Raw genomic sequence first — 26841 nt, 5'->3', positions numbered from 1 at the left:
GCGGACACGGCTCTCAACGGCTTCTGGCCTTCAGCGCCGCATCCAGTCGCGGGTAGACCCGGCGGGCGTTGCGCTCGAGGACCTTCTCTCGGTCTCCCGGCGCGAGGCGTAGCGCGTCCACGTACCGCAGGGTGTCGTCGAAGTGGTGGCCGGTCTGCGGATCGATGCCCCGGACCGCGCCGACCATCTCGGAGCCGAACAGGATGTTGTCGACGCCGATGACGCTGAAGAGCAGGTCGATGCCGGGCTGGTGGTACACGCAGGTGTCGAAGAAGACGTTGTCCATGACCGACTCGTCCAACGCGGGGCGGTTGAGCATGTCCGCGAGCCCTCGGAAGCGGCCCCAGTGGTAGGGCACTGCTCCCCCGCCGTGCGGGATGACGAATCGCAGGTCTGGGAAGTCCTTGAAGAGGTCCGACTGCAAGAACTGCATGAACGCGGTGGTGTCGGCGTTGAGGTAGTGCGACCCGGTGGCGTGGAAGTTTGTGTTGGTCACCGCCGAGACGTGCACCATCGCCGGCACCTGCAGCTCTACCATCGCCTCGTAGAAGGGATACCAGCTGCGGTCGGTCAGCGGCGGGGAAGTCCAGTGGCCACCGCTCGTGTCGGGGTTGAGGTTGCATCCCACGAACCCGAGCTCCAGCACGCAGCGTTGCAGCTCAGCCACCGAGTGCGAGATGGGGACTCCGGGCGACTGCGGGAGCTGGCAGACTCCGATGAAGTTCTCCGGGTACAGCTCGACCACGCGCGCGATGAGGTCGTTGGAGACCTGCGCCCAGCGACTGCTGACGGCCTCGTCGCCGACGTGATGGCCCATTGCTGAGGCGCGCGGCGAGAAGATGGTCAGGTCGATCCCGCGCTCGGCCATGAGTCGCAGCTGGCTGCCCTCAATCGTCTCGCGGATCTCATCGTCCGAGATGCCGGGGTATGCCGGCGGTTCTTCGCCGGCACTGAAGGCCGCCTGCTGCGCCTCTCGCCACGACGTGTGCGCCTGCGGCGCGGTCGTGTAGTGGCCATGGCAGTCGATGATCACGTGTCCCAGGGCTCCTTGGGGTCGGCTGATCGGCAGAACCAGCTCCACTCACCGGCAGGCGATGTGATTCGGGGCTCATGGCCTCCCACGTCACGCTCGCGAATGCCGCTCGGCAACTGTGACCGTAACCACCACACAACATCGTCGCAATAGATGTCGAGCAGATTGTCGACAATATTTTGACCACGGCCTCCACAGAGGCCATATACTCATCCGCGACTGAGGAGGTCCGGTTTGGCCAAGACCCCGCGTGAGGGTGCCGCTGCCACGAGGCTGGCAGCCGACGCACTACGCGCCGCGCTGATGAACGGCGATCTCGCGCCCGGACAGCGGCTGGTGGAAGCAGAGCTCGCCGAGTCGTTCAGCGTCAGCCGCGCCAGTCTCCGCACAGCGCTCTTCGACCTGACCGCCGAGGGACTGGTCGAACGCATCCCGAACCGTGGCGCCCGCGTACGGGTCGTGTCCGTGGCCGAGGCGGTGGCGATCACCGAGTGCCGCATGGTCCTCGAGGGCCTGTGCGCCGCCAAGGCAGCCGAACGGGTCACCGACGAGCAGATCGCCGTACTGACCGACCTCGGCGACAAGATGCAGCGTGCTGTCGCCGACGGCGATCCGATGAAGTACTCAGCGCTCAACCGGGAACTCCACCGCCTCGTACGCGAATACGCGGCGCAACCGGTGGCCTCGGGGCTACTCGACCGGCTCAACGGTCAGCTCGTTCGCCACCAGTTCCGCCTCGCGCTGCGCGCCGGCCGCCCGCAGGTGTCCCTCCGGGAGCACCTCGCGATCATCGACGGGATCGCACGCCGCGATCCCGCCGACGCTGAGGCCGCCACCCGCGCACACTTGAGCAGCGTCATCACCGCACTGCAGGAGGCCGACACCGAGTAGAGCCGGGCGGACCACTGTCCGCCCGGCCGACGCCGGCGGGCTATCGGCCACCGTTGTCGCGCAGATCGATGAGCAGATCACGCGTCGCTCCACTGATCCTCGCCGGGACCCCCAGCTCCTCGAGCTGCTCGGCAGCAGCGGTCATCTCGTCCGCCCGTCGGCGGGCGTGCTGGTGGGTCCCGTCGATCAGCCTGTCGAGGGTGCGCTGGTCGAAGCCGGCCAGCTCGGAGCTGATGTTGTCGCGCAGCCAGTCGGCACAGCCCGCCGCCTCCGCAGCGGCCACCGCTTCCACCACCGCCGCGGCCAGTCCCTTGTAGAAGACGCTACGGAGCAGCTTGCGCGAAATCGCCGCGCCCGCCGGCCCCGGCTGAATCGCCACCTCCGCGCCGAAGCCGGACAGGATGGCCGCGTATCGGTCGGCGGCGGCGCCGGACAGCAGCATGGGAGTATGCAACCCCTTGCCCGGTACCGGCGCCATCAGCGCGACGTCGACGACCGGGATGGACGCCCCGGCCGCCTCCGCGAGCGCCGCTTTGAGACTCGGCGAAGCGGTGTTGAGGTCGGCCCAGATCGTCCCCGGCCGCACGGAAGGCAACGCGTGGCGCAGCGCGTCCATCGCGTCGTGGGAACTGTTGACACTGAGCACCAGATCGGCGTCGCGCACCGCGTCGGCCTCGTCGGCCCGAGGGGCGACGCCGTCGGCGGCCGGCACCTTCGGGTCGTAGCCCCGGACGTCGGCGCCGGCCGCTACCAGATCGCGGGCGATCTCCGAGCCGGCCTCCCCCAACCCGAGGACGGCGATGCGGACGGCCGTGCGGGCCTCCGGGTTTTGCAGCGGGGGCATGTTGTCTCCACATCGTCGATGAACGCACGGATCAAAGGGGGCAAAGTCAGCGGGGAAAGGCGATGCCCTCGAAGAGCTTGCGGGCAGTGCGTACGACACCTGAGCGGACGACACGCGGTGGGGAGACGCCGGCGTCGACCGTCACGTCCACCAGCAAGTGGCCGGTCGGGTGCTCCACGTCGACCTGCGAGCGGTCGGCCGGCCAGTCCGCGGTGAGCTCGTGACCGACCGCGCCCGGCAGCAGCATGCCGGTGACCACGCTGACCGCGGCCAGCACACCGATCGAGGTGTGCGGCTGGACGGGAATGAAGGACCGGGTGCAGACCTGGCCGCCGTCGCGTGCGGCGGCGACCAGCGCCGTCTTCGGCACGGAGGACTGGCTCACGTCCCCCAGACCCATGAGAGCACCGGCCTTGACACGGAGGGCGTCGATGCGCTCGAGCAGCGCCGCGTCGGCTGCCAACTGCTCGTGCGTCTCGTAGCCGCTCAGGCCGAGCGACTCGGCCCGCGCCACGACCAGCGGCATGCCGTTGTCGACACAGGTCACGTCAACGCCGTCGATCGAGTCCCGGACTCTGCCGGTCGGCAGCAGGCTGCCGGTCGCTGAGCCCGCCGTGTCGGTGAAGGCGAGAACGATCGGCGCGGCGGTGCCGGGAACCCCAGCGATCGCGACGTCGCCACGGTACTCGGGACGACCACCCGGGGTCGGGAAGGTGGCCACCGCGACGCTGTCGGAGTTGACCATCCGGATCCGTACGCTGGTCTCGCCCGGGCCTGCCGGAACCAGTCCGCGTTCGACGGCGAAGGGCCCCACGCCGGCCAGAATGTTGCCGCAGTTCTGGCGGTCGCTGACCGTCGCGGTATCGACGCCGAGCTGAAGGAACAGGTAGTCGACGTCCACGTCCGGGTTCGCCGACCGACTCACGACCGCGACCTTGCTGGTGAGCGAGGTACCCCCGCCGAGGCCGTCGATCTGGCGCGGATCGGGGCTGCCCATCAGCCGCAGCAGCAGCTCGTCCCGCTCGGCCGTGTCGGCCGGCAGGTCGGCAGCCTCGAAGTACAGGCCACGAGAGGTGCCGCCACGCATCATGGTGCAGCGCACCCCCGTGTCGTCGTAGCTCACCGCTCACCCTTGACGTACTCGTCGTAGGAGACGTACTCGATGCCGAAGTCGTGGAGCTTGTCACGGAGCCCGTAGCGGTCCAGGCCCAGCTGACCCTGCTCGAAAGCAGCGCGGCTGGCGGCTTCCTTATCCGTCCGGGCCTGCGCTGCAGTCAGCGCCCGGGGCACGTCGGCCCTGGCTACGACCATGACGCCGTCGTCGTCGGCGACGATCACGTCACCGGGGTGCACGGTCTGTCCGCCGAGGACGATCGGTACGTTCACCGACCCGGCCGTGGCCTTGACCGAGCCCTGCGCGCTGACCGCCCGCGACCACGCCGGGAACCCCATCTCACGCAACTCCGCGACGTCGCGCACCCCACTGGCGAGCACCACGCCACGGACGCCCCGCTTAGCCAGGGCGGTCGCGAACAGCTCACCGAACAGTCCATCAGTCGAGGGCGAGTTGGTCGCGACCACCAGGACGTCACCGGGCCGACACTGCTCCACCGCAACGTGGATCATCAGGTTGTCCCCGGGCCAGCACAGCACGGTGACGGCGGTGCCACCGATGCGCGCACCCGGCCACGCGGGCCGGAACTCGGGGCCCAGGTAGCCGACGCGGCCGAGCGCCTCGTGCACGGTGGCGACACCGTACCCGCCGAGACGCTCCGCATGGCCGACGTCGGCGCGCGGTGGATCAGTGACGACGACAGTCCTCATGCGGAAGTCTCCTTCTAGTACTAAGGTCAGGCGCTCATTTGTCAGGGCGGCTGCGAGCTCGGCTCAGGTGGGTCCGGGCCGCCGCTTCCGCGTCGGCTCGCCTGCCCGCGCTGCCTGCCGCATCCTTCAGGGCATGGACGCGCGGTGCGCATACCTCGGGGTCCGTGGCGTGCGGCGCGGCCTTCGCCGCGATCAGACCGTCAAGCGCCATACGGCACTCGCTGATCGCCACCGCCTCCGCGGTCGAGACCGTACGCACGCGCGCGCCGCGTTTCTTGACCCGATCGACAAGCCAGTCGGCCATCAGAGAGTCCATGGTGAGCCAGGCGGCCTTGCGGGAGGTCCCGAGCAGGGTCACCAGATCAGCCTCGATCAGCCGCCGGCCCGCGATGAGCTTGGTGATCGCTTCGCGCAACGACACCTGGTCTGCCTGTCGGCCGGCCACTTCGCCGCTGGCGATCCTCTCCATGGCTCACCCCCAACAGATCTAGCGCTGACGCTAGGCGGCTCGCGACAAGATTGTCAACACTTCTGTTGAAAGACGCTGGACCAGCACCAACACCACCCTGCCGGAAGTCGACCGGACGGCTGGTCACGACCATCTCCCGCTACCACTGCCCGTGCAGGCCGCTCGTACGGCGGCGCGTAGGCGTCCGTGGCCGCTCTGCCACGCGGCAATGACCCGCAGGGGCGAAGATGAGAGGCGCCCAAATCTCGGCGCGGGCGGATCGCCTACACGCGCGAGGGTGAGGTGGCGGGCATGGCGACGCCTCGGTCGCCATCAGCCCGCGGCGTCGGCAGCCGCTGGACATCCGGGCGTAGGGCGTGCAGTGCGGCCAGCCGAGCATCGATTGGATCGGACACCTACGTGATGGGCAGCGGTTTCACTCACGCGCGCAGCGCTTCGTCGGCTCGGGTTTGCGGATGAGGCGTTCAGGCTGGGTCGAGCGAACTGAACTGGATGCCGGCGAGTCGCCACCCGTCTGGTTGTTCGATCCATGTCTGGCTCAGTCGGACTGTCAGTGTCATCACTTCACCACGCCAGGTCGCGCGGCTGCGCTGGACGCAGCGCACGATCGCGGCGCCGTCATAGCGGCGCACGTCGAGTTCGGTTGTCCTCAGGGACTGGTAGCCGAAGTCGGCGTGCCGGTCGATCCACTGCCGCTTGTCCAGCAGGTAGCCCCGCTCGCCGATGGACATGAAGTCATCCGCCAGCAGGGTGTTCAAGCGGTCGGTGTCGGCGTGCAGTTCGGCGTGGTCGAATGCTTGCTGGAGGTCGCGGATGTCAGCTGTCACGTGAGGGCCCTGTCGCGCGTGGGGTCGTCAAAGTTCAGATTGCCGAGAAGCGCTGATGGCAGTGTGTTTCGCATCGTGACGACGAGCTTGCCGGTCGTGTGCCGGTGGACGAAGTCGACGCATGCTTGAGCGCCCTGGTTGAGGGTGTAGCGGCGGCCGATCGTGGCCGGTAGTTCTCCGCGGATTGCAATTTCACCGACTTCGCGCATCCCGCCGAGGGTGCCGTCCATGTCCAGCACGAAGTGCAGGCTGACATCGTCGCGGCCGATCCAGTCCTGCTGCGGTACTGGGTAGGTGATCGTGAGGAGGCGTCCACCCGGGCGGATGACGCCTGCGACTCCGGCAAGGTGGTCACTCGGCAGGGTCAGGTTGAGCACGACGTCGACGTCGGACGGGTATTCGGATTCGGCGTACCCGATGGTTTTGTCGGCGCCGAGAGCGCGGAGGATGCCGGCGTCAGCGGCGGTCGCCGTGGCGATCACCCGAGCCTTCGCGGCGGCGAGCAGCGGGACCACTGCGGTTCCGACGCCGCCGGTCGCGCCGACGACCAGGACCGTTTCGCCGGGCTGCACCTTGGCGGTGGCCATGAGCGCCCGTGCGGTCAGGCCGACGGTGGGCAGGGCAGCCGCCTGCTCGATGTCGAGGCCGGCCGGGCGGTGTGCCAGGAACGGGGTGTCGGCCTCGAAGACCGCGTACTCGGCCAGTGAGCCGGTGCTCAGCGACGGCCGGGTCGCACCGGCCATCGCCCGCAGCGCCCGCGGCACAGCCTGACCGAAGACCTCGTCGCCGACCTGGTAGGCCGTCACGCCCGCACCGACCTCGCTGACCGTGCCGGCGAAGTCATTGCCCGGCACGTGCGGGAACTCCAGTGGCACGACGTCACGGAAATCGCCGCTGGGCAGCCGGACGTCCGCCGGGTTGATCGAGGCGGCGGCGATCCGGACCTGGATCTGCCCCGGCCCAGGCTGAGGCACCGGCACGTCCCCCACGGTGTATTGCTCGGGCGGCCCGTAGCCGGTCACGACAATTGCCTTCATGCGCTTCCTCCATAAACGGACCGGGTGGTCATGTTATCGGTCGCGAAGCTAGCAATAAACGGACCGCGCGGTCAACTTGCTAGGGTGGCAGCGTGACCTCGACCCGCCCGTTGCGTGCCGACGCCGCCCGAAACCGGCGGCTGCTACTGGCAGCCGCCGCTGAAGAGTTCGCGGAGCGTGGCCTTGACGTCTCGGTCGCCGACATCGCCCGCCGGGCCGGCCTCGGCAAGGGCACCCTGTTCCGTCACTTCGCCACGAAGGATGACCTGCTCGCCGCGATCGTCCTCGATCGGATCGACGCGCTCAACGTCGTCGGCGAACAGTTGCTCGACGCGGCGGATCCGGGTGCCGCGCTACTGGAGTTCCTCACCGCCGCCGCAGACCAACAACGGCAACGCGACCTGTCGTTCCTGCAGGAAGCCGGCGAACTGAACGCAGACGTGATCAGAGCCCGCGAGCAGATGTTCCGGACCGTGCACAAGCTTGTCGATCGGGCTCGTGAACACGGCGCCGTACGGGTCGACGTCACCGGCGCCGACGTCATCCTGCTGATGTGCGCGCCAAACTACGTCACCAGCTACGTGCCAGACGCCCCGCCCGACCTGTGGCAGCGATACCTTGCCATCATCTTCGACGGCCTACGTCCGGAAGGCGCCCACCCGCTGCCCCACCCGCCGCCAGCCGCTCCTTGACGCGTTAACACAGGGTCTGGCCGTCGGTGCCTGCTGGCACCTCTGGGGCTGCTCGGCTGGACGTGCTCACGTGGAAACGGAAACGGCCGCACCTGGTTGAGCACGTTGGCACACAGCGTCCATGACACAACCGCGCCGCACAACCCACCATCTGATCGGCCGACCCGAGTTAGGCACAGCAACGTCCTTCAGCCCGCCACCAGGGCAAGCCATCTCAGTTGTCACCTAACGGTGCGCGGCAGACCCGACCGCCGGCCAGCCGGGCGCGAGGGGCTGTTACTACGACCGGCGTAGCAACAGCACCCCACGCCCGGGCAGGCACCTACTCAAACAATCCGGCAGCTCGCCGATTCGGTCAACGACAGGCTGAAAAAGGGCAAGCCGTCTTGTGCCCACTGCTGCGAGCAAAGCCGGCGGAGCAGTCACCCCGGTCGCTGGCCACTGCGGCGTTCTCTGGGAGCACACGTCACTCGGCCCTCCCGGCCGGGGGTTTCACCTTCTCCCCCGATGCTTGGAGGCCCTCGTCCGTGGCGGGTCAGGGTTCGATCGGGCGTACCTGATCGCGGTACCGCTCATAGAGGACGCGATTGTGTGCGTCGCCTGCGGCGAGATTCGCGGATACGTGGACGGGCGGGTCGATGCCGCGGTCCAGCATCTGGCGGCAGATCAGTTCGGTGAGCAGCTGGGCGATGAGGACTCCGGTGAAGGACGAGAGCGCCCCTATCCGAAGTCCTGGGGCGATCTCCAGTGCTGCGTCTCCCGCCGGGGCGAGGTTGTCGATCACCACGTCCGCCAGGTCAGCGAGGTGCGGTCCCTGTGTGGCACGGGCACCGGCCGAGCGGGTGTGCGTCAGGGAGGTGACCGCCACGATCGGGTGCGAGCGCTCGCGGGCCAGCGCCGCCATCTCGATGATGGCGGCGTTGATGCCGGAGTTGGAAACGATCAGGAAGGCATCGTGCTCGGAGGGTGCGGCGAGGTGGTAGATCCGGTCGGCCAGGCCGGACTCACGCTCGTACGTCGGATCAAGGATCGGCTTTGGGTCGGCGCCGCCGAACATCACGAGATCCTTGACCGCGAGCATGCTGACGGCGGCGAGCCCGCCGGCACGCGCTGCGAGTTCGAGGGTGACGATCCGCGAGTGGCCGGTCCCGAACGCCTGTAAGACACCACCTGCGGTGATGGCGTCGGCGACGATCCCGGCCGCTTTCTCGATGGCGTCGAGTTGTGTTGCCAGAACCTGTTCGAGTGCGGAACGGGCGATGTTGGCGTAAGCCGGCTCAGGCACTGATCCTCCTGGGTTGTTCACGGTTGCTCACGGCCTCTACGGCGGCCTCTACGGCGGCCTCAACGACGATCTCGCCGCTGCCCGAGGTGACCGGACTGGCATAGGTTTCGTAGCAGGGCTGTGTGTCACGGGTGGGCAGGTAGCCGAGGTAGCCGTTCGCATAGCCGAGGACCACGAGGCTTCCCCCCTGGTCCGGCGCTGCCGAACGGATCGTTTCGCCCAGTTCCAGGAACAGCTCGCCGGGAATGGCCACGACCGTGACCCCGTCGAGGTCCACGGCCTCCACGTCGATTACGTACGGTTCGGTGCGCTCGCGGGCGGCTTGTTCCTCCGCGATCCGCAGTCCCTGCTGCAGAACCCGGTGGATGCGATCGTTTCCGGTCTCCGGCGGCGGGCCCTGACGCACGGCGAGGTCGAGCTCGGCTCGCTGTTTCGGCGCAAGCGTCACTGTTCGCGAGACCGGCGGGCGTACGGGTGCCGGGCTATCCCTGCTGACGCTCGGCGTCACTGGATCGACCCGGTCGGCCAGCCAGGCGCCAAGCCGATCCACCTCGTCGAGTCCCCGCCCCTGGCGGGTGTGTCTGGTGCTGATGTCGCCGGCCGCACCGGTGGCCACGACCACCCACCTGTCGGGTGTGGAGAGCGCGCGGCGGATACCGCCGTTGAGGTCCGCGCTCACATGGTTGTTGTCGGCGGGAAGGACGGTCGGGTGGACCGGTGACACCACGATCATCCCCACCACCTCGGTACCTGCGGTGACCACGATGGTGTCGACGGGAGTGTCGAGGGGATCCGGATCAGCGACGTTACGGTGACCTGCCAGCTTCGGAACCAGCGTGCGGCCGGCGTCGAGTCTGGCGGCACGCTCGGATGCCATGGCGGACCGCGCGGCCGCGAGCGATGCTGCTTCGAGCCGGTCGCCGAGGTGCCGTGGCGTGGCCTCGCCGCCGGGGCTGCAGCCTGCCTCGGGGCTCGCGTGGGTGTGGGTGGCGGCGACCCAGCAGGACTGCACGCCGACGTCGCGCATGGCGCTGCGGATCCGTTCGACGACGTCGACGTTGACGCAGATCAGGTCGGCGACCACCAGCGCGAACCGGTGGCGATCGTCGGCGAAGGTCACGACATGGACTTCCAGCGGGTCGAGCGCGTTCTGTACTCCGTCGCGGCGGTCGGCGTACCCGCCCATTGGTTCTCCGGGCACGACCTCGAGACGTGCCACCCCGTGTCCGACCCTCATGCGTCGCCACCGGATTCCTGGCGTGCCAGTAGGCGTGCGTAGGGGGCGGCACCGCTCAGGAGCGCCGGACCGCCGTCGAGTGGCTCCGCTCGGGGCGTGACCAGGGGCAATCCTCTGGCCTCGAGTTCGGCCGACAGCGCATGGTGGAGAGCGTTTCCCGGGATCAGCAGCCGGCCGCTGAAGGACACCCGGCGGGCTGGTCCGCTGAGACCGAGCCGGTCGTTTGCCGCCTGCGCCGCGTCGGCGAGATCGGTCGCTGCGTCGACGCAGATCCGGCTCGCCACTGAGTCGGCCTGGGCTGCCGCATCGATCACCTCGCGGGCGAACGCCGCCGTACGCGGGATCATGGCCTGGTCCCGGTAGTACCTTTGCAGCGAGGCCAGGTCGACGCCACCGAGCGCCGCGACGAGGCGATCGACCAGCATGGTTGCCGGCCCGACCTGGTCGTACGACGCGGCTGCGGCGCGCATTCCGGCCAGTCCGACGGCGTACGCGCTGCCGCGGTCACCGAGATGGGGCCCCCAGCCGTCGAGCCGTGCGTGCTCCCCGTCGGCGTCCACGGCGAGCACCGTCGTTCCGGTCCCGACGCACAGCAGTACGCCGGGACCGCCGAGAGCTCCGGCGTGCGCGAGGATGCTGTCCTCGACGACCACGGCCGGGCCGCCGAACTGCTGCTCGAGGGCGACGGCGAGACGTCGGCGTTCAGCCTGCTCCCCCGGTACGCCGGTCAGGCCGGCCACCACGCCCGCCACCTGTGCGGGAAGGGTGATCGTCGCCGAGGCGCCACGAACTGCGGCCAGGATCCGTTCGACGCCGTCCTCGTGCGGCCGGTAGGAGAAGCCCGGGCCGACACCGAGGTGGCGGCCCGCCGGGGTACACAGCAGGAGCCGAAGCTCCGACTTGCCGCCGTCGATGGTGATCGTCGTTGTCAACGCGACATCCCTGCCGTCAGGCCCGCGACGATCTGCTTGGTCGCGAGCGCGAACACCACAGCCAGCGGCACCAGGGCGATCACGAGCCCGGCGAACAGGGTGCCGCGATCGGTGGCGAACTCGCCGAAGAACCGGGTCAGTCCGACCGGGATGGTGTACTTGTCCCCGCTGCGCAGCAGCACCAACGGATAGAAGAAGTCGTTCCAGGTCGGTGCGAACTGGAAGACCGTGGCCACCGCGAGCGCCGGCCGCATCAGGGGCAGGACGACCGACACGAACAGCCGGCCCTCGTGTGCTCCGTCGATCCGCGCGGCCTCCTCGAGCTCACCGGGCATTCCCCGCATGAAGCCCATGATCACGAAGACTGAGAACGGGATTCCGCTCGCCGCGTAGAGCAGTACCAGCCCGATCCGGCTGTCGATGAGGCCCATCGACTGGAACATGTAGAAGACCGGCAGCAGGCCGAGCTTCGCGGGAATCATCAGCCCGGACAGGAAGAACGCCGCCAGCAGGGCGCGGCCCCTGAACTTCCACCGGGCCAGGGCGTGGGCGGCCATCGCCGACACGGTGACGCACAGTGCCACCGAAGCGCAGGTGACGGCCAGCGAGTTGATGAAGTACGTCGAGATCGACGCGGTCTGCCACGCGCGGGTGTAGTTGCTCAGGTCGAACGAGGTGGGCAGTCCGATCGGTGCCCGCAGGATCTCCGCGTTCGGTCGCAGCGATCCGATCAGCACCAGCAGCAGCGGGCCGAAGGCGATCGCGGCGTAGGCCCACAGGATGAGCTGGCCGCCGGCGGTGCGGAGCAGCGAGCGCTGGCGGGTGCCGCGCGGAATTGGAATATCGGGTCGGGCTTTCGATGCCGTGCGGGGGGCGGCGCGCAGGGTGTCCATCTAGTGGACCTCCCGGCGGCGCAGCGCACGCTCCAAGGCCAGGGAGACCCCGAAGATGAGCACGAAGATCAGCATGGCCAACGCCGACGACTCTCCGATCGCGTTGCTGCCGCCCTGGAAGGCGGTCCGGTAGTAGAGCAGGCCCAGCACGTCCATGGCGCCGCCGGGGCCTCCGTCGGAACCGCCCAGCGCGTACACGAGGTCGAAGATGTTGAAGCATCCGATGAACGTCAGCACGGTGATCACGCCGACCGCCGGTATCAGGAGTGGGAACCGGATGCTCCAGAACGTCCGGGTCGCTGACGCGCCGTCCATCGCGGCCGCCTCCTCCAGCTCCTGGGGGATACCTGCCAGGGCGGCGCCGAAGATGAGCATCGGTCCGCCGATCCACTGCCAGGCGTTGACCAGGATCAGTACGGGCAGCGCGAGGTCGGGCTCACCGAGCCATGGCTGCGCCCACCCGTCCAGGCCGACCGCTCTGAGTGCGGAGTTGATCGGGCCGAAGGTGGGACTCAGCAGGAGCGACCAGATGTACCCGACGATCAGCGGGCTGATCAGGTAGGGAAGCGAGAAGATCGTCTGGAACAGCCGCTTGCCCCAGGGGTTGCGGTGCAGAAGCACCGCCAGGCCCAGTCCGATGGTGTTCTGGATCGCCATGGTGCCGACGAAGAAGAGGACATTGTGCCCCAGCGCGGCCGGGATCTCGTCGCCCAACGGATAACGGGTGAGAACCTCCTGGTAGTTGCCGATCCCAACGAACGCCCCCTTGCGGGTGCCGTCCCACTGGAACAGCCCGTAGTAGAGGGCGGTGACGAGCGGTACCACGAGGAAAAGTCCGTAGAGCGAGAAGGCCGGCAGGCAGAAGGTGGTGATCCACCCTGCCGAGACCCGTCCTGCCCGGCGGCGTGTCCGCCGGGCGGGACGGACCGTCAATTCTTGGGTCGGAACCACTGATCGACCCCTCGTTGGATGTGTGCTGCCGTGTCACTGGCGTTGCTTCGGCCGAGGACGTAGTCGGAGAACGCCTGGGAGGCGAGGTCCCATGCGGTGGGTGTGCCGCCGGAGAAGTACGCGTAGGTGACGTACGGGCTCGGGTTCGCCTGGTACTCCTTGAGCGCCTGGGCCAGGAGTTCGTCCGGCGGCTCGACGCCCGGTACCGGGGAGATCTGGCGGAGCTCGGTGGACAGGGCCCGGCCGAACTCCTCGGTCGCCATCCACCGCACGAGGTCCATGGCCGCGTCCTTGCGGGGCGATTTCGCCGAGACGCCGAACGACCCGTCGACGTAGCCGGGTACCAGCGTCTTGTCGACCGCCGCGCCGGGCGCGGGTGGCACGTTGAAGATGCCCAGGTCCAGCTGCGGGTTCGCCTTCTGGAATCCGGCGATCTCCCACACGCCGCCGGGGAACGCCGCAGCGCGGCCGGAGCTGAAGAGCGCCTGCGCGTCGGTGTAGCTCACCCCGGACGCCTGCGCCGGCCAGTACTTCTTGGTGCTCTTCCAGGTTTCGAGGGAATTCACCCAGGGCACGTCGGTGAACTTCGCCGAGCCGTTGAGCATCCTGGTGAGGTAGTCGGGACCGCCGTATGTGGTGGCCCCGAAGATCTCCTGCTCGATCGGCAGCATCCACCCGTCGGTGACGGTGTTCGCCAGCGGGATGACGCCGGCCTTGCTGAGCTTGTCGAAGCCCGCGATCATGTCCGCCCAGCTGGTGGGGGCGGTGATGCCGTTGTCGGCGAAGATTTTCTTGTTGTAAATGACGTGCAGGGTCTGGAGCGCGAACGGAACGCCGTAGACGCGTCCGTCCTTCTCGCCTCTCGCGCCGTCGAGGATCTGCTTCGGGAAGCCGCCCAGCTTGTCGACCTGGCCGTCGAGGGGCACCAGGCTGCCGGCGCCGACGAGTGGCTGGAGCAGCCCGTAGGAGCGCAGCTGCGCGACGTCGGGACCGCTGGAGTCGGTGAGGCCGGTCTTGAGGATCGTGTCGTACTCGGTGTTCTTGTAGGGGACGTACTCCACCTTTACGCCCGGGTGGGCATCCTCGTAGATCTGGAAGATCTTCTTGTACGCCGCGACATCCTCCTGCCGCCAGCCCCAGACCTTCAGGTTGACGGCGTCGCTGCCGCTCCCGCCGCCTGGCGCGCACGCAGTAAGGGCGAAGGCGAGCAGCGCCACCGCTCCCAACACACCGCGTCTTCTGGGCATCGCATCTCCGATCGTCGTGGTCGCCACCCGCTCGACGTAGCGAACCAGCCGAGGTTAATACTGGTATAGACCGGAGGTCAACGGTTATGCCGACCTCACCAGTCGTCCGGGAAATTGCCCGTACGATGACTGCAAACTCGCGGGAAGGGGAGCGGGTCCGTGCCAAGGACGCGACACGAACCAAGCGACGAGGCGCTTGAGTTTCTGCCGGCGGAGCACAGCGGCAGCAAAGGCGAGCACATCAGGGACGCCCTCACCGCCATGGTCCTGAACTCGCGAGACGGTGCGCTGCTCCCATCGGAGCGGGTCCTCGCCGAACGGTTCCGAGTCGCCCGGATGACCGTCCGGGGATCCATCGACGCGCTGGAGTCGAAGGGAATGGTCCGGCGGGTGCCCGGACGTGGGACCTTCGTTCAGCATCCGACGCTGACCCACTCGGAGATCTTCCGCTCGTTCAGCGAGGACATGCGGATGCGCGGCATGACACCGGGCGCCAAGTCGTACCGCGCCCGCACCCGCCCGGCCAGCCGCCTGGTCGCCGCCAACCTCGACCTCGCCTCGGGCGCCCCGACCCACTACATCGAGCGGATCCGCACGGCGGACGGCATCCCGATGGCGCTGGAGCGGACGAACCTCTCCGCGGCGCGGTTTCCCAGCCTGCTGAAGGTGATGGAGCGCGACGACTCGCTGTACGAGATCCTGGATCGCGTCTTCGGGGTACGACTCGAATCTGCACGGCAGACCATCACCATCGCCCGGCTCACCGACACCGAGGCGCAACGGCTCGAAGTCGCCGAGGACGCCCCGGCGTTCCTGATCGAGCGCATCTCGGTCGACAACATGGGAAAGGTCGTCGAGTACGGCCGGTCGCTCTACCGCGGCGACCGCTACGCCATCCAGATGCACGTCAGCCCCCCATCGCAGGGAGGCTGACGCGCATCCGGCGGCCGGTCAGCCGAGACCGGTGAGGTAGTGCGTTTCGAGTTCGGCGGCGGTCAGGGCACGGTCGTAGATCGCCGCCTCGTCGAGGTCGCCCTGCAGCCGCTGGGACATGTCGTCCCCGCGCCCACCGAGCTTGACACTCGCCGTACCGCTGCCTGGCGACACCGACGTCGCGACGCTGTTGTCCTCGACGCCGTCGAGGTACACGGTCAGTCGTGACCCGTCGAAGACGGCGGCGACGTGGTGCCACTCCTTCGCCGTCAGCCGGGTACGGCCGGTCACGAGGCCGTACCCCTTCCCGGCGGCGCCGAGCGACCATGCCTGCAGGACACCGTCGGTCACACGCAGGGCGTACCCGTTGACCGCCGGCCCGGCGTAACTCTCGATGACCGCCTGCCCCGGCGCCGGGGCCAGCGAGTCGAGCTTCACCCACGCCTCCAGCGTGAAGGCGCCCTGGAGGTCGGTTCGCGGGCTTCGTGACGCCTCGATGTAACCGGCGGAGAGGTCCGCCGCCCGGTCCCCGGTGATCGCACCCTCGGCGCCCGGCTGGGCGCCGGCCAGGTAGGTGCCGTCCTGCCCGCTCGCGGAGCTGTCCACGGCGGTGCCGGAGCCGGCCGCGTCGCCGAGCCTCCAGTAGCCGGCCGGGTCCGCCCCGGTCACGAGACTCGGGTAGCTCTGCTCCCCGACCAGGATGGGCAGCGACACCTCCACCGGTGGCGCGCCGTCCTCGTTGAAGGCCACCGTGACCTGATAGCGCCCTGGCTTCGTGCCAGCCGGGACGGTCACCTCCACCGGCACGCTCGCGACGATGGTCCGGCCGTCCGGCTTGGCGCGGAACCGCTGCGTCGCCGGGTCGATGGTCCAGCCGTTCGGACCGGTGCCGGTCACTTCTCCGCTGAGCTGGTGATCCGCGAACGCCTCGAAGGCGACCTGGAACCGCTTCGTCTTGCCAGGCGCGATGAGCGACCCCGACGGCTTGACCGAGACGCTACCGCTGAACACGTCGGAGTAGCGCGGGACGATCTCGTAGATGCGCGGGGCCGCGCTGTCCGCCGCCCACCGGATCCGCACCGCGCTGGCCGCCTGGTCCGCCGCCGGCACCCTGGTGAACCCGCCGGCGAGCGGTCCGAGATCCACCCAGGCGCCGTCGACCAGCGCCTGGATCATTCCGTCGGCGGGAGCGGTCGCGTCCTGCACCACGGTCACCGCCGACAGCCGGTGCGGCTTGGTGATCGGAACCGTGATCGCATCGCCGTCCTGTGGTTTGCCGGCCGCGGCGTAGGCCATGTCGTCGCGCCGATCGGTCAGGTTGCCCAACGCGGAGCCCTCGGCGGCAGCTGGTAGACCCGTGGGGGCCCCGAGGTCGCCGTACCAGCGGTCACCGATGTACCCGTCGCTCTGCGAGGCCGCGAAGTCGAGGAGATCGTCGACCGGGCCGGGACTGATCTGCTGCCACGTCCCGTCGAGGATGCCACGGGTACGCGCCTGCTCCCGCCGGGCCAGCCAGGCGGCGTCCCCGTCCCCCCGGTCCTGCGCCCGAAGGATGCCCACGGCCGCCCGGCCCGCCTGGCCGGTCGTGCCGACCCGGTCGAGCCAGGGCCCGATCTGCTGGAGTAGCAGAGGATTGCCGAGCCGCGCCCGGAGTGTGGTGGGGAGTTCCTCCAGACGGCGCAGCTCGCGGTCGAGCTGGTCGAGTTCAGCGTCGACTGCTCGGCCTGCCGAGTAGTCGGCGATGAGCCGGTTGACGAGCGCGGCGAACTGCGGGCGTGCGGTGTTGTCCAGGACGCTGGCCCTGTTGTTCTCCGCGAAGAGCCGCAGTTCCTCGTACGCGTCGCCGCCGATGATCTGAAGCGTCTGCGTCCATGAGCGTTCCGCGTCGTACGCTGCGGGGTTCCAGGCGTAGTCGGCTTGGGTGCCGAGTGGGATCTGCGAGGCCTCCTGATGCTGGACGAGTTCGTTGAACGAGATGCCGACGACGTCGTCCGCCATGCCGGCGTCACGGTTCACCAGTGGGCCCAACAGCAGCCGGTTGGTGCTGTAATCGTTGACCGGATAGTTGTCCCAGATCATGATTCGGTGCCGCGGCCAGGCGTCCTTGGCGGCCCGGAGGTCGTCCTCGGTAATGCTCGGTGAAACCACCGCAGGGCCCGTCCAGTAGAGGTCGACCTCGGTACTCACCAACTCGTCAAACCGAGTCTTGTACGGCGTGTGCGTCATGCCCCAGTACTCCGTCGGCACGGCCACCACGCGGCCGGCGCCGGGGCGTTTCGCGATGAACTCGCGTTGGACCAGGTTGGTGACCCCGGCCTGGGCGGCCGCGAGTGGCGCCAGATCCTCCTGGTAGGCGTCCCGGTCCTCCTGGCACGCGAAGTTGCCGGACACGTCGTCCCAGGCGATGACGTAACTGCGAACCCCGATGTCCCACAACTGCGCCAGGCGTGCCAGAAGCTTGGCCCGATCGGCGTCACGTACGTGGCAGATCCCTCGGCCAGGTGCCATTGGCGCCTCCGGCGAGATCCGGTACACGAAGTCGACGTGGCGGGACCTCGCCAGGTCGACGATCTCCTTCAGCCGGCCCAGTTCCGCTTCGTCGTACACGGAGTCCCAGTTCGATCCGGTACGCAGGTCGTCCGCCGGTCCGTAGAAGAACTGGTTCATCTTGTGTCGGGCCAGGAACTCGATCTGCGAGCGCCGGTCCTCCTGCGACCACACCGGCCCGTAGAACGACTCCATGCCACCACGGACCCGGTAACCCGGCCAGTCGCGCACGGCCACACCGTCCACGGTCACCCGGGCGCCTTTCGACACGAGCAACTGACGCAATGACTGAACGGCGTAGAAGGTCCCGGCGCCATCCACACCTGCGAGGACGATCCGCGGTCGTCCGCCCCGATCGTGCCCCGCCGCCAGCACGTACCCCTCACCGGGCAACTCCGCCGGCCCCTGCACTCCGAGAGCATCCAGCGCGGCGATGCTTGCCGCGGTCTCGTTCGGGCCACCGAGGAAGATCACCGGACGCGAGGTCGACGTTTGCGCGCTTTCGACGACCCTGGCCGTGACCCCTCGGTCGTGGAGCACCTCCACAAGAGACTGCCGGGCCGCCGGATCCACGGCGGCACCCGCGACGACGTCGACGTTGTCCGACAGGACGACGGACCCCGGACGCGGCTCTACCCGCTGCGGCGCCGGGAGGATGCGCGCCACGCCCGCCCCCTCAGGAGCCTCGGCGGCGGCCCGAGCCGGCAGAGGGTTCACCAGGCCGATGGCGAGGGCGACCGATCCGGCAAATGCAAAGATCCGGCGATAGCTATGGAGCGAGCGCGACAGAAACATCAAACCTCCACTCAATCTATTTGGGCCAGCAGTGGTTCCGTACGTGCTCAAAGTTGCGTGCGGTGGGCAAGCCACCGCGAGGACTGACCACCAAGGCGCGTCTCCGGTCCGGTCAGGTCATTCGGGACGAGGCCGGCCGCTACGGCCTCGTCCCGAATGACCTGCCACCGGCCAAGGTCGGCATGTCTGCGTCACGCCCAACACCGAAGCCAGGTGGCGCGGAGTAATCAGCCCGTCGTGCCGGCTGAATAGTGTTGTGCGACCTCGTCGACGGTCAGGGCGTGGTCGTAGACGGCAACCTCGTCGAGCAGCCCGGCGAGCCTGGTACCGGCGTCGTCGCCACGGGCCCCCAGCTTGAGGCTGCCCGCTCCGTCGGTCGGGTTGATTTTTGTGGCGGCCGAGCCGTCGAGTTTTCCGTCGAGGTAGACCGAGATGGTCGACCCGTCGTAAACCGCGGCAACGTGATGCCACTCGTCCGGCGTGACCACCGTCTGCCCTTCGACCGAGGCCAACTGCCCGGCCGCGCCCAACGTGAGGGCGCTTATCCTGCCGCCGGGCAGTACGCGCAAAACGTAGCCGTTGTAGGCGGGCGCATCGTACTTTTCCACCACCCCGTACTGCTGGCAGACATCGTTGAGATTCACCCATGCCTCGAGGGTGAAGGAGCCGCTGACGCTCAGCGAGGCAGAGTCCGGTACGGCGATGTGGCCGCTGGTCAGCTCGGCGGCGGTGTCCGGATCGCCCGTCAACGCGCCTGGGCGGCCCAGCGTCACAGCGTCCGTGTAGACGCCGGGGTTGCCGGTGCCGGACGAGTCCTCGGCGCTCGCGCCAGATCGCTCGCCCAGCCGCCAGTAGCCGACTGGCTTGTCAGCCAGCACCTGAGCCGCGTAGGAAGATTCGCCACTGACCGCCGGCTGCTGACTCGTCGATCTCTGCCTGGGTGCCGAGCCCGCCGGAGCCGAGACTGAGGTGCTCTGCCCGGTGCTCCCACCGGCCCGCACTGCGCTGGCTGACTGGCCGGGGTTGCCGAGCACTCCCTTGACGTAGTGGGAGTCGATCTGACCTGGGGTCAGGGCCTTGTTGTAGATCGCGACCTCGTCCAAGCTGCCGACGAATCGGTTGAACCCGTCGTCTCCACGGGCGCCCAGCTTGAGGCTACTCGTGCCGTCAGTCGGCGCCTTGGCCATCGGGGTGGATGCTTGCAGCTGCCCGTCGATGTAGGTCCGCAACGTCGTTCCGTCATACGCCGCCGCGACGTGATGCCATCGCCCCTGCTCGACACTGCGAGGACTGGACGCGCTGGCCTGCGCCTGGTCAGCGACCGTCAGCGCCTGCAGCTTGTTGCCGTTGACCAGCCGCAAGGCGTAGCCGCCGCGCGACGGCAGGCAGTCACCGCCGTCGTACTTCTCGACGATGCCCTGCGGTCCACCCGCGGTGTCCTTGACCCACGACTCCAGCGTGTAGGCACCGGTGATGCTGAGCGAGGCGCTGTCCGGAATCTCCGCGTAGCCGTCATCGAGCCGGACCGCGGTGTCGGCAGAGTCGGCGATCGCCCCTGGCTGGGACCAGCCGACGCTGCCACGGTAGGCGCCAGTGTTTGCGTTGCCGGAGGCATCCTCCACCGGCTGGCCCGAGGCGTCACCGAGCCGCCAGTAGCCCACCGGCTGGTCCCGCTTCACCAGCGCGGCGTAGTCCGCCGGGTCCGGTCGGGCGACCCGGACCGACAGCGAGGAGGTCCGCGCTGGACCACCGGACGGCCGGGCGACGACGTCGATCCGGTAGTTTCCGGGCGCCGCATCAGCGGGGATACGCACCGAGGTGGCAAGCTGAGACCAGGCCAGTTTCTGGTTGCTGTTCACGCTGAACGGCAGCTTCGAATCGCTGACCTTCCACCCGGCCGGAGCGCCGATCTCGGCGGTGCCACTGACCTTGCCCAACCCCAGCGCCTCGACCTCCACGTCCAGCGCAAACGTCTCCCCCGGCTCCAGCAACGGCCGCGGAGTCGTCACCTTCGTGGCCTCCGCGCTCGGCGCGTCGGCCACCTTCGTCGCCCGATACGTCGCCCGGACCGTGACCGCCGCCGTCAACCGACCGAGGTCGACCAGCTCACGCGCGGCGTCGAACGTCACAGGACGGCCGTCGACAGTGACGCCGGTCAACTGGTGACCGCGCGGCGCGCGCAGGTGCAGCACCACGTCCGTCAGCGGCGCCCGCCCGGCCACCGCGCGCGGTGGGTCGACCCGCACGGTCAGCCGGCCGGCCGCCAGCTCCGACGACGAGGCGAACCCGACGTCGCCGAAGGAGGTGGGCAGGTCGGCGACCTCGATCCGCTCGCCGTCCGCGAGCCAGGGCCGCGGCGTAGCCGGTGCCAGATGCAGCGTGGCCGGCACGCCGTTGGCGTCCAGGTCCTCGCTGACCAGCAGGCCGCGCAGCGCCTCCAGGTAGGTGGCGTTGTTCGGCGACAACGGTGGCCAGTACTGGGACCGGTAGTACTCACCGAACTGCGGGCACGGCGAGATCGTGGCGCCCTCGCCACCGACGAAGGTGTTCGGCGTGAGGTCATGCGCGAGCATCCCGTAGAAGCTCAGATCGAGGCGATCGGACTCGGCATTGTCGGCCAAGAACCGCATCAGTGAGTAGCCGTACTGCTGGTCGATACCGCTGGACTTGTATCCAGGCACCGCCGGCCACTGGTTGTGCGGGATGTTCTGGCAGACACCGGGATCAGCGGTCGACAGGTTGAACCTGGTGAGGCCGAGGAACAGCGACCCGTGCTTGTAGAGGTAGTCACGCAGTCCGGTCGCCGTCGCGCTGCCCGGCTCGAACAGCCCGGTCGCGAGCGCGTACGGCATGATCAGGTTCCAGTAGCTGCCGAGGAAGTCGGTGGTTACCTTGTCGTACGGCTTCGACGAGGCGGGGTCCAGCAGCGCGATCGGCACGAACGTCGAGCCGTCCGGCAACACCGTCTTCGACTTCTCCACCGCGTCCAGCAGCGACGTGCGTAGGCCGGCAGCCTCGTCGAGGAACGGTTGCGCCTCGCTGGTACGGCCCATCAGTCGCAGCGCGACACCCACGTCGCGCAGACCCCGCCAGACCTCGGACTGGTGGTGCAGGCCGTAGACAGGCTCCGGGATGTCGGAGGCGTAACGGGTCTTGGCCAGCAGACCGTTTGGGTCTGCGAGGCGTTGCCGCTTGAAGTCCGCGAGCCAGTCGCGGAACGTCGGCAGGTTTTCCTGCAGCAGCGACCCGTCGTTGCTCTGCAGGTAGTACGTCGCCACCGTTTGCAGCTTGATCCCGCGCTCCCAGGACAGGAAAAAGCTGCCCTGGCCGCGTCGCAGCATCTCGGTGAGGTTCGCGCGTGCCTTTTCCTGGTACCCGAAGTCGCCGAGCGAGGTGACCGTCGCGGCGATCTCCGGCACGAAGGCGAAGGACTTGTCCAGCGACTCGTAGCCGTTTCCGACGGTCAGATTGAAGCCCATCACCAGGTTGTTCAGTAGCGTGCTGCGCATGGCGTCCGCGGCGTACTGCTCCGGAATCCGGACCTTCGCACCGGTGTTGAGCTGCGCCGTCCAGTAGTCAGCAGTGCGGGACTTCGCAGCGTTGTACAGCTTGGCCGACGGACGTACGGCGGCCAGCTCGGCCGGCTCGTTCGGCACGACCAGGTACAACTCGACCTTTCCGCGGCTCAAGTCGGGCATGAAGCTCAAGTCGGGCGCGGACCACGTCGCCGCACCGCTGTACGCGACCACGGTTTTCCCGTCGAGAGTCAGCCGCCCAGGCTCGGCGACGACGTCTGCCACCTTGTCGCGGCTCAGGTTGAGCCGGAGTCGCGGGTGCGCGTTCGCCGGCCCGTTGACGACAAAGCGGAGCATGCTGACCGCCGGGCCGCCCGGGGTGAGCTCGGTGACGAACGACTCGCGTTCGTAGCGGACCCCGGCGGCGTCCCGATAGGAGTTGGACAGGATCGGCAAGTATCCGCCGGTCAGGCGGGGATCGGCTGACCTCGCCTCGGCTTGGCCGTAGCGCTCGGTCCCGCCCGCGCCGACAAAGAAGCGAACGCGCTGGGTCGCCCGCGAGTCCGACCATTGCGACATCAGCTCGCTGCCGTCAGCGACGTGCAACGAGAAGTCCCTCTCCTCGGCCCACCGACTCGGATCCGGTGCCGGATAGGTGAAGGGCAGGTAGTACCAGGGCGACGCGGCGTCCGTCGTACCACCGTGGTTGGCCGGCACCAGCAGCGGCTTGACGTTGGCCATTGTCGGACCGTCAGGCAGGCCGAGCAACTTCTCGCCCCAGTGGTCGGATCCCTCGTTCAACGCGTGGTTCACTCGATCGGCGTAGCCGTCGGGCAAGGTCAGGTCGCCGCGTGAGCCCGGCTGGTCGTGCGCAGTCTGCTCGCCGGCTGCCCGGACGCCGGCTGCCTGGACGTCCTCGGATGCCTGCGCCAGCAAACCGGCCGCCAGCGTCACCACCGTTAGCAGCGACAGCGCCGCTCTCGCTTTCGATCTCGTGGCCATTTGATCCACCCTCATGTGGACTACCGCATGGAATACCGGACTAGTCCAGTAACTCTGGAGCATCCGGCTCGCCGGTGTCAACACTTCGCCTGCCGTCCCCAGCGAGGACGCGTCGCGATTAATCTGCCCCTGCGCGGGCCGCCCGGTGCGAGCCGCTCAAGGGTTGGCCCGATGAGGAGATGGAGTCATGGCGCGACCGAGCAGAGAGTTGTGCAGATGAACCTCGTCCGTGGAGTCATCCTGGCGACGGCACCGACACCAAGGCGGTCAACGGGGGCGGACGAACATCCCCGGACACGCCGAACCCGAGGCCGCACGCGCCGACGGCGATGAGGGTTTCGGCTGCTGGCGAGGATGCGCAGGCATGCGCGCCCCGGCTTGGATCGCCTAGGCCCCTGTCCAGCCGATCATGGAAGCCAGATGACAGCGGCGATAAGCACGAGGCCGGCCCGGTATAGGGATACCCGTTTGGCGTAGCGGGTAGCCAGATCACACCATTGCTTGAAGCGGTTGAAGCAGCGTTCCACGACGTTGCGCTTCTCGTAGAGGGCCTTGTCGCGAAGGTGAGTGGTCCACCGCTGGCGCCGCCCTTGACGGCCCGGCGGGCGACCTGGTCCGAGCGTTCCGGGACTACACCCACCACCGGCCCCGACCAGGTGTGCCGTTCGAATCGGCTCTTCCTTGGCTGGCTTCTGGTTTGTGCAGGTGCGCAAAGTGGTCCTTGTGTCGGCGGCGACACCGCAGTGAGGGTGATCAAATCCCGTGCCGCAAGGAGTCGGCCGGGCGCTGAACCACCTTGCAGGAGCAACAGATGCGCAGAGTCAAGGCACCACCCGCCCTCGCCATCCTGGCGACGGCCGCCCTCCTCGGTACCACCGCCCAGGCCGCGAACGCCGCGCCGTCGAGCACGGCGACGGACGCGGAGGCGTCGGTCCCGGCCACCGTGGCGCCCGCTACGGACACCCCGGCGCTCGTTGACGACCTGGCCGAGCCGGTCGACGCCACGATCGCCCCGGACAAGGCCGCCAAGGCGCACCTCACCGGCCACAAGGACCGCTACAAGATCGCCGACCCGGCCGGCACGCTCACCACGGCGGGCGTCGACACCCGGGGAGAGCGGGAGACGGTCCGGCTCAACCAGAAGTACAAGGGCCTGCCCGTGTTCGGCGGCCAGTACGTGGTGCGTATGGAGAAGAAGGCCGGCAAGCGTGCGGTGACCGGCACGTCGGGCAGCTACTTCACCGACCTCGATGTCGACACGACGCGCCCGACGATGCCCGCCGACGTCGCGATCGCCCGAGCGGTCGAGGACGTACGCAGGAGCCTGCACCCCGGCGCCGCCGTCGTGGCCGGGGCGCCGCGTCCCGGCGCGGCCAGCGCAGACCTCACCGGCACCGACCAGGGGCTCGTGGTCATGCCGACCGGCACCGGCGTCCTCGCGCGCCGGGTGCTCGTCAAGGGCAAGGACGTCGCCACGGGCCAGCCGGTGCTCCGCGACGTCTACGTGGGCGCGACGAACGGGGTGACGCTGCTCAGCGTCAGCCGGATCAAGTCCTTCGCCACCGCGCAGCAGGCCGCCGCCCTGGCCGCCGGCGGGACCGCTGTCGCGCCGCGGACCACGCCGGCGCCGTCCACGTCGGCCGACGGCACGACCTCGGTCGTCGGTGAGGGCAAGAGCCTGCACGGCGTCACCGTGCCGGTCCCGCTCGTCCGGACCGGCGACGCGGACTCGTACCTCATGATCGACCAGACGCACACCCTCCCGGACGGCCGGACGGTGCCGATCACCACCTGGGATGCCCGGGGCCGGGACTACTACGACCTGCTCGACGGGCAGTTGCCCGAGGGCGTCGGGCCGTTCGCGTCGTCGTCGAGCACGCTCGGCGCGGACCTCACCGACGCCGGCGCCGTGGACGCGGCCTGGGATGCGGCGAAGGTGTTCGAGTGGTACCAGACGAAGCTCGGGCGTAACAGCCTGGACGACAACGGCATGGCGATCAACTCGATCGTCGGCATCACCTACGGCGGCTACCCGTGGGTCAACGCCTACTGGGACGGCACCCGGATGGTGTACGGCAGCGGCGACGCCGAGTACCTGCCGCTGGCCGCCGACCCGGACGTGGTGGGCCACGAGATGACGCACGGCGTGGTGGAGAACTCCGCCAGCCTCGTCTACGCCGGCCAGCCGGGCGCGCTCAACGAGGCGATCGCCGACTACTTCGGCAACGCCATCGACGTCGACGCGACCGGCACGCCGATGACCGACCCCGAGGCGAGCCTGATCGGCGGCGACCTCTGCCGCACCCTGACGCCCACCAAGTGCGCCCTGCGCAATCTCGACGACGGCGCCACCACGGCTGACTTCCAGCACCTGATGGACACGCCGCAGATGGACGACGGTGGCGTGCACCTCAACTCGACGATCGTGTCCGGGGCGCTGTGGGACCTGCGTCAGGCGTTCGGCGGCCCCGTCGCCGACAAGATCGTCTACCGGGCGCTCACCGACTACCTCACCCCCATGTCCGACTTCGTGGACGCCCGCGAGGCGGTGCTCGCCTCCGCCAAGTCCTCAGGGCTGAGCAACAAGGACCTCAAGGTGGTGCAGGCGGCGTTCGACTCGCGCGGGATCACTGCGAAGTGGAAGGCGAACCTCTACGGCAAGAAGACCGACCTCCTGATCGACCGGCTCAACACCGGACTGTACGTCGACATGACGGCGAGCATGGCCGGCGGCTGGTTCGCCGTGCCGCGGGCGGACGCGAACCGCACCGAGCCGACGTCGATCTGGGTGGGCCGCACCGACGGCAAGGGCGCCCCGTACCGGATCTCCCCGAACGACGGTAACCCGCACAGCTTCCCGCACACCGACGGCAAGCGGGTCGTGTGGCTGTCGATCGAGGCGGACCAGAACTCGCCGACGTGGGAGACCGACCGCATCCTTTCGGCACCCATCGACGGCGGCCACGTGGAGGAGTTGTACCGCTCCCCGTACCGGATCAACGGCCTGGGCTTCGACGGCGACGTCGTGACGTGGAGCCAGTACGACCCGGAGCAGGGCTACCGCGACGTCGTGCGCTACCTGCAGGGCAACTCGCGGACCGTCCACACCCTCGCGCACCCCGACTGGGTCGGGAACGCGACGGCGCCGAGCGTCAAGAACGGAAAGATCTCCTACGTCCGGTACGAGGACTACGCGCAGCCCGACGCCAACGGCAACCGGTGGTCGCTGGGTGTCGAGGTGTACGACCTCGCGACGGGGAAGGCGACCTTCGCCGGCGGTGACCCCGGGGCCGAGACGATGAGCTACCCCCAGGTGTCCGGCACCGGCGTCGCCTGGGTCATCAACCGCGACTACGGCAGGTTGGTCGACGGCCAGTGGAACCAGGGGACGTTCAACGACTCGGTGCGGCTCTTCGACTTCGCCACGCGCACGAGCCATCTGCTCTTCGAGGAGAACTCGCCGCAGGCGATCCGTGCCGACGTCCTCACGCTGTCCGACACGACGCTCACGGTCACCGAGGAGGCCCCGTACGACCTCTGGCTCTCCACCGGCGGCTACCCGGACAACGCGCTCAACCCGAAGCTCAAGCAGTACACGTTCAACGGGAAGTACGTCGGACCGGCGTCCTGCAGCCCGGGCGCACAGATGTTCGCTACCGCCGGCGCGGGGCGCGAGGTGATCTTCATGGACTCGTCGGCAGGCGGTTTCGGCCTGGCGTACGCGAAGGGAGCCAAGTCCTGCAAGTGATCCCCTGCTAGGGGATGCGACGCACGGCGGCGCGCCGGTACCTCATGAGAGGTCCCGGCGCGCCGCCGTGTTCGGGATACGCGCTGACCCGCGAATCGCCGGCCAGGACGAGGCGATCGGCGACGCAAATGGGTTTTGA

The 26841-nt window shown here is 68.7% G+C and carries 19 protein-coding genes and 1 pseudogene; 4 read left to right on the top strand and 16 right to left on the bottom strand.

Annotated elements, in window-relative coordinates; genetic code table 11:
- Positions 1–13 precede the first annotated feature (13 nt).
- The gene (locus tag ABZS42_RS04670) at positions 14–1033 is read right to left on the bottom strand and encodes an amidohydrolase family protein (protein WP_355142577.1); all 1020 of its coding nucleotides are present in this window, start codon (positions 1031–1033) and stop codon (positions 14–16) included.
- A gap of 234 nt (positions 1034–1267) precedes the next feature.
- Between ABZS42_RS04670 and ABZS42_RS04665 the strand changes: the two genes are divergently transcribed.
- Positions 1268–1924, top strand: a complete 657-nt coding sequence (locus ABZS42_RS04665; protein WP_120680987.1) for a GntR family transcriptional regulator — start codon at positions 1268–1270, stop codon at positions 1922–1924.
- Between the two features lie 40 nt (positions 1925–1964).
- Here ABZS42_RS04665 and ABZS42_RS04660 read toward each other — a convergent pair whose 3' ends face one another.
- The 6 genes from ABZS42_RS04660 to ABZS42_RS04635 form a co-directional block, all read right to left on the bottom strand.
- Positions 1965–2768, bottom strand: a complete 804-nt coding sequence (locus tag ABZS42_RS04660; RefSeq protein WP_355142576.1) for a DUF1932 domain-containing protein — start codon at positions 2766–2768, stop codon at positions 1965–1967.
- 46 nt (positions 2769–2814) lie between these two features.
- Positions 2815–3891 (bottom strand): 4-oxalomesaconate tautomerase, encoded by a 1077-nt coding sequence (locus ABZS42_RS04655; protein ID WP_355142575.1) that lies wholly within the window; start codon positions 3889–3891, stop codon positions 2815–2817.
- Positions 3888–4592, bottom strand: coding sequence for a 4-carboxy-4-hydroxy-2-oxoadipate aldolase/oxaloacetate decarboxylase (locus tag ABZS42_RS04650; protein WP_355142573.1), 705 nt, complete (start codon positions 4590–4592; stop codon positions 3888–3890). Before ABZS42_RS04650 ends, ABZS42_RS04655 begins: the two co-directional genes overlap by 4 nt.
- 34 nt (positions 4593–4626) lie before the next feature.
- Entirely contained in the window at positions 4627–5061 is a 435-nt protein-coding gene (locus tag ABZS42_RS04645) for a hypothetical protein (protein ID WP_355142571.1), read from the bottom strand.
- A 464-nt stretch (positions 5062–5525) separates the two neighbouring features.
- A complete protein-coding gene (locus tag ABZS42_RS04640) occupies positions 5526–5888 on the bottom strand; it encodes a nuclear transport factor 2 family protein (RefSeq protein WP_355142569.1) in 363 nt (120 codons plus the stop codon).
- Entirely contained in the window at positions 5885–6925 is a 1041-nt protein-coding gene (locus ABZS42_RS04635) for an NADP-dependent oxidoreductase (protein WP_355142567.1), read from the bottom strand. Before ABZS42_RS04635 ends, ABZS42_RS04640 begins: the two co-directional genes overlap by 4 nt.
- A gap of 92 nt (positions 6926–7017) precedes the next feature.
- Between ABZS42_RS04635 and ABZS42_RS04630 the strand changes: the two genes are divergently transcribed.
- Complete coding sequence (locus ABZS42_RS04630; protein ID WP_355142565.1) at positions 7018–7617, top strand: helix-turn-helix domain-containing protein; 600 nt, start codon at positions 7018–7020, stop codon at positions 7615–7617.
- Positions 7618–8152: 535 nt separating this feature from the next.
- Here the strand turns inward: ABZS42_RS04630 and ABZS42_RS04625 are convergent.
- From ABZS42_RS04625 to ABZS42_RS04600, 6 genes are read right to left on the bottom strand one after another with little or no spacing between them, the layout of a single operon-like run.
- Positions 8153–8902 (bottom strand): sugar isomerase domain-containing protein, encoded by a 750-nt coding sequence (locus ABZS42_RS04625; RefSeq protein ID WP_355142563.1) that lies wholly within the window; start codon positions 8900–8902, stop codon positions 8153–8155.
- On the bottom strand, positions 8895–10088 hold the full coding sequence (locus ABZS42_RS04620) for a hypothetical protein (protein ID WP_355142561.1): 1194 nt from the start codon (positions 10086–10088) through the stop codon (positions 8895–8897). The genes ABZS42_RS04625 and ABZS42_RS04620 overlap by 8 nt, the downstream gene beginning before the upstream one ends.
- A 47-nt stretch (positions 10089–10135) precedes the next feature.
- Complete coding sequence (locus tag ABZS42_RS04615) at positions 10136–11071, bottom strand: BadF/BadG/BcrA/BcrD ATPase family protein (RefSeq protein WP_355142559.1); 936 nt, start codon at positions 11069–11071, stop codon at positions 10136–10138.
- Entirely contained in the window at positions 11068–11964 is an 897-nt protein-coding gene (locus ABZS42_RS04610; RefSeq protein ID WP_355142557.1) for a carbohydrate ABC transporter permease, read from the bottom strand. The genes ABZS42_RS04615 and ABZS42_RS04610 overlap by 4 nt, the downstream gene beginning before the upstream one ends.
- Positions 11965–12915 (bottom strand): sugar ABC transporter permease, encoded by a 951-nt coding sequence (locus ABZS42_RS04605; protein ID WP_355142555.1) that lies wholly within the window; start codon positions 12913–12915, stop codon positions 11965–11967.
- Positions 12894–14162 (bottom strand): extracellular solute-binding protein, encoded by a 1269-nt coding sequence (locus tag ABZS42_RS04600; protein ID WP_355142553.1) that lies wholly within the window; start codon positions 14160–14162, stop codon positions 12894–12896. The genes ABZS42_RS04605 and ABZS42_RS04600 overlap by 22 nt, the downstream gene beginning before the upstream one ends.
- 159 nt (positions 14163–14321) lie before the next feature.
- On the opposite strand from ABZS42_RS04600, the gene ABZS42_RS04595 reads away from it, so the two are divergent.
- Positions 14322–15095, top strand: a complete 774-nt coding sequence (locus ABZS42_RS04595; protein WP_350793102.1) for a GntR family transcriptional regulator — start codon at positions 14322–14324, stop codon at positions 15093–15095.
- An 18-nt stretch (positions 15096–15113) separates the two neighbouring features.
- On the opposite strand, the gene ABZS42_RS04590 is transcribed toward ABZS42_RS04595, so the two are convergent.
- The 3 genes and pseudogenes from ABZS42_RS04590 to ABZS42_RS04580 all read right to left on the bottom strand — a co-directional run.
- Complete coding sequence (locus ABZS42_RS04590; protein ID WP_355142551.1) at positions 15114–18308, bottom strand: beta-N-acetylglucosaminidase domain-containing protein; 3195 nt, start codon at positions 18306–18308, stop codon at positions 15114–15116.
- A 356-nt stretch (positions 18309–18664) separates the two neighbouring features.
- Positions 18665–22954: a LamG-like jellyroll fold domain-containing protein gene (locus tag ABZS42_RS04585; protein WP_355142549.1), complete on the bottom strand. Its 4290-nt coding sequence runs from the start codon at positions 22952–22954 to the stop codon at positions 18665–18667.
- A 407-nt stretch (positions 22955–23361) separates the two neighbouring features.
- Positions 23362–23588, bottom strand: a pseudogene (locus ABZS42_RS04580) (IS5/IS1182 family transposase); the annotation flags it as partial.
- 177 nt (positions 23589–23765) lie between these two features.
- Between ABZS42_RS04580 and ABZS42_RS04575 the strand changes: the two are divergent.
- On the top strand, positions 23766–26702 hold the full coding sequence (locus ABZS42_RS04575; protein WP_355142547.1) for a M4 family metallopeptidase: 2937 nt from the start codon (positions 23766–23768) through the stop codon (positions 26700–26702).
- Positions 26703–26841 lie beyond the last annotated feature (139 nt).

The organism is Micromonospora sp. NPDC005367, assembly GCF_040606825.1.
Lineage (GTDB): Bacteria > Actinomycetota > Actinomycetes > Mycobacteriales > Micromonosporaceae > Micromonospora.
Note: the sequence above shows the minus strand (reverse complement) of the source record. Positions and strands in the feature narration are given on the sequence as shown.

Bases quoted from the DNA above. Each gene is read 5' to 3' on its own strand.
- ABZS42_RS04575 (WP_355142547.1), top strand. From the start codon at position 23,766: ATGCGCAGAGTCAAGGCACCACCCGCCCTCGCCATCCTGGCGACGGCC.
- ABZS42_RS04645 (WP_355142571.1), bottom strand. From the start codon at position 5,061: ATGGAGAGGATCGCCAGCGGCGAAGTGGCCGGCCGACAGGCAGACCAG.
- ABZS42_RS04660 (WP_355142576.1), bottom strand. From the start codon at position 2,768: ATGCCCCCGCTGCAAAACCCGGAGGCCCGCACGGCCGTCCGCATCGCC.
- ABZS42_RS04650 (WP_355142573.1), bottom strand. From the start codon at position 4,592: ATGAGGACTGTCGTCGTCACTGATCCACCGCGCGCCGACGTCGGCCAT.
- ABZS42_RS04585 (WP_355142549.1), bottom strand. From the start codon at position 22,954: ATGGCCACGAGATCGAAAGCGAGAGCGGCGCTGTCGCTGCTAACGGTG.
- ABZS42_RS04600 (WP_355142553.1), bottom strand. From the start codon at position 14,162: ATGCCCAGAAGACGCGGTGTGTTGGGAGCGGTGGCGCTGCTCGCCTTC.
- ABZS42_RS04610 (WP_355142557.1), bottom strand. From the start codon at position 11,964: ATGGACACCCTGCGCGCCGCCCCCCGCACGGCATCGAAAGCCCGACCC.
- ABZS42_RS04635 (WP_355142567.1), bottom strand. From the start codon at position 6,925: ATGAAGGCAATTGTCGTGACCGGCTACGGGCCGCCCGAGCAATACACC.
- ABZS42_RS04620 (WP_355142561.1), bottom strand. From the start codon at position 10,088: ATGGGCGGGTACGCCGACCGCCGCGACGGAGTACAGAACGCGCTCGAC.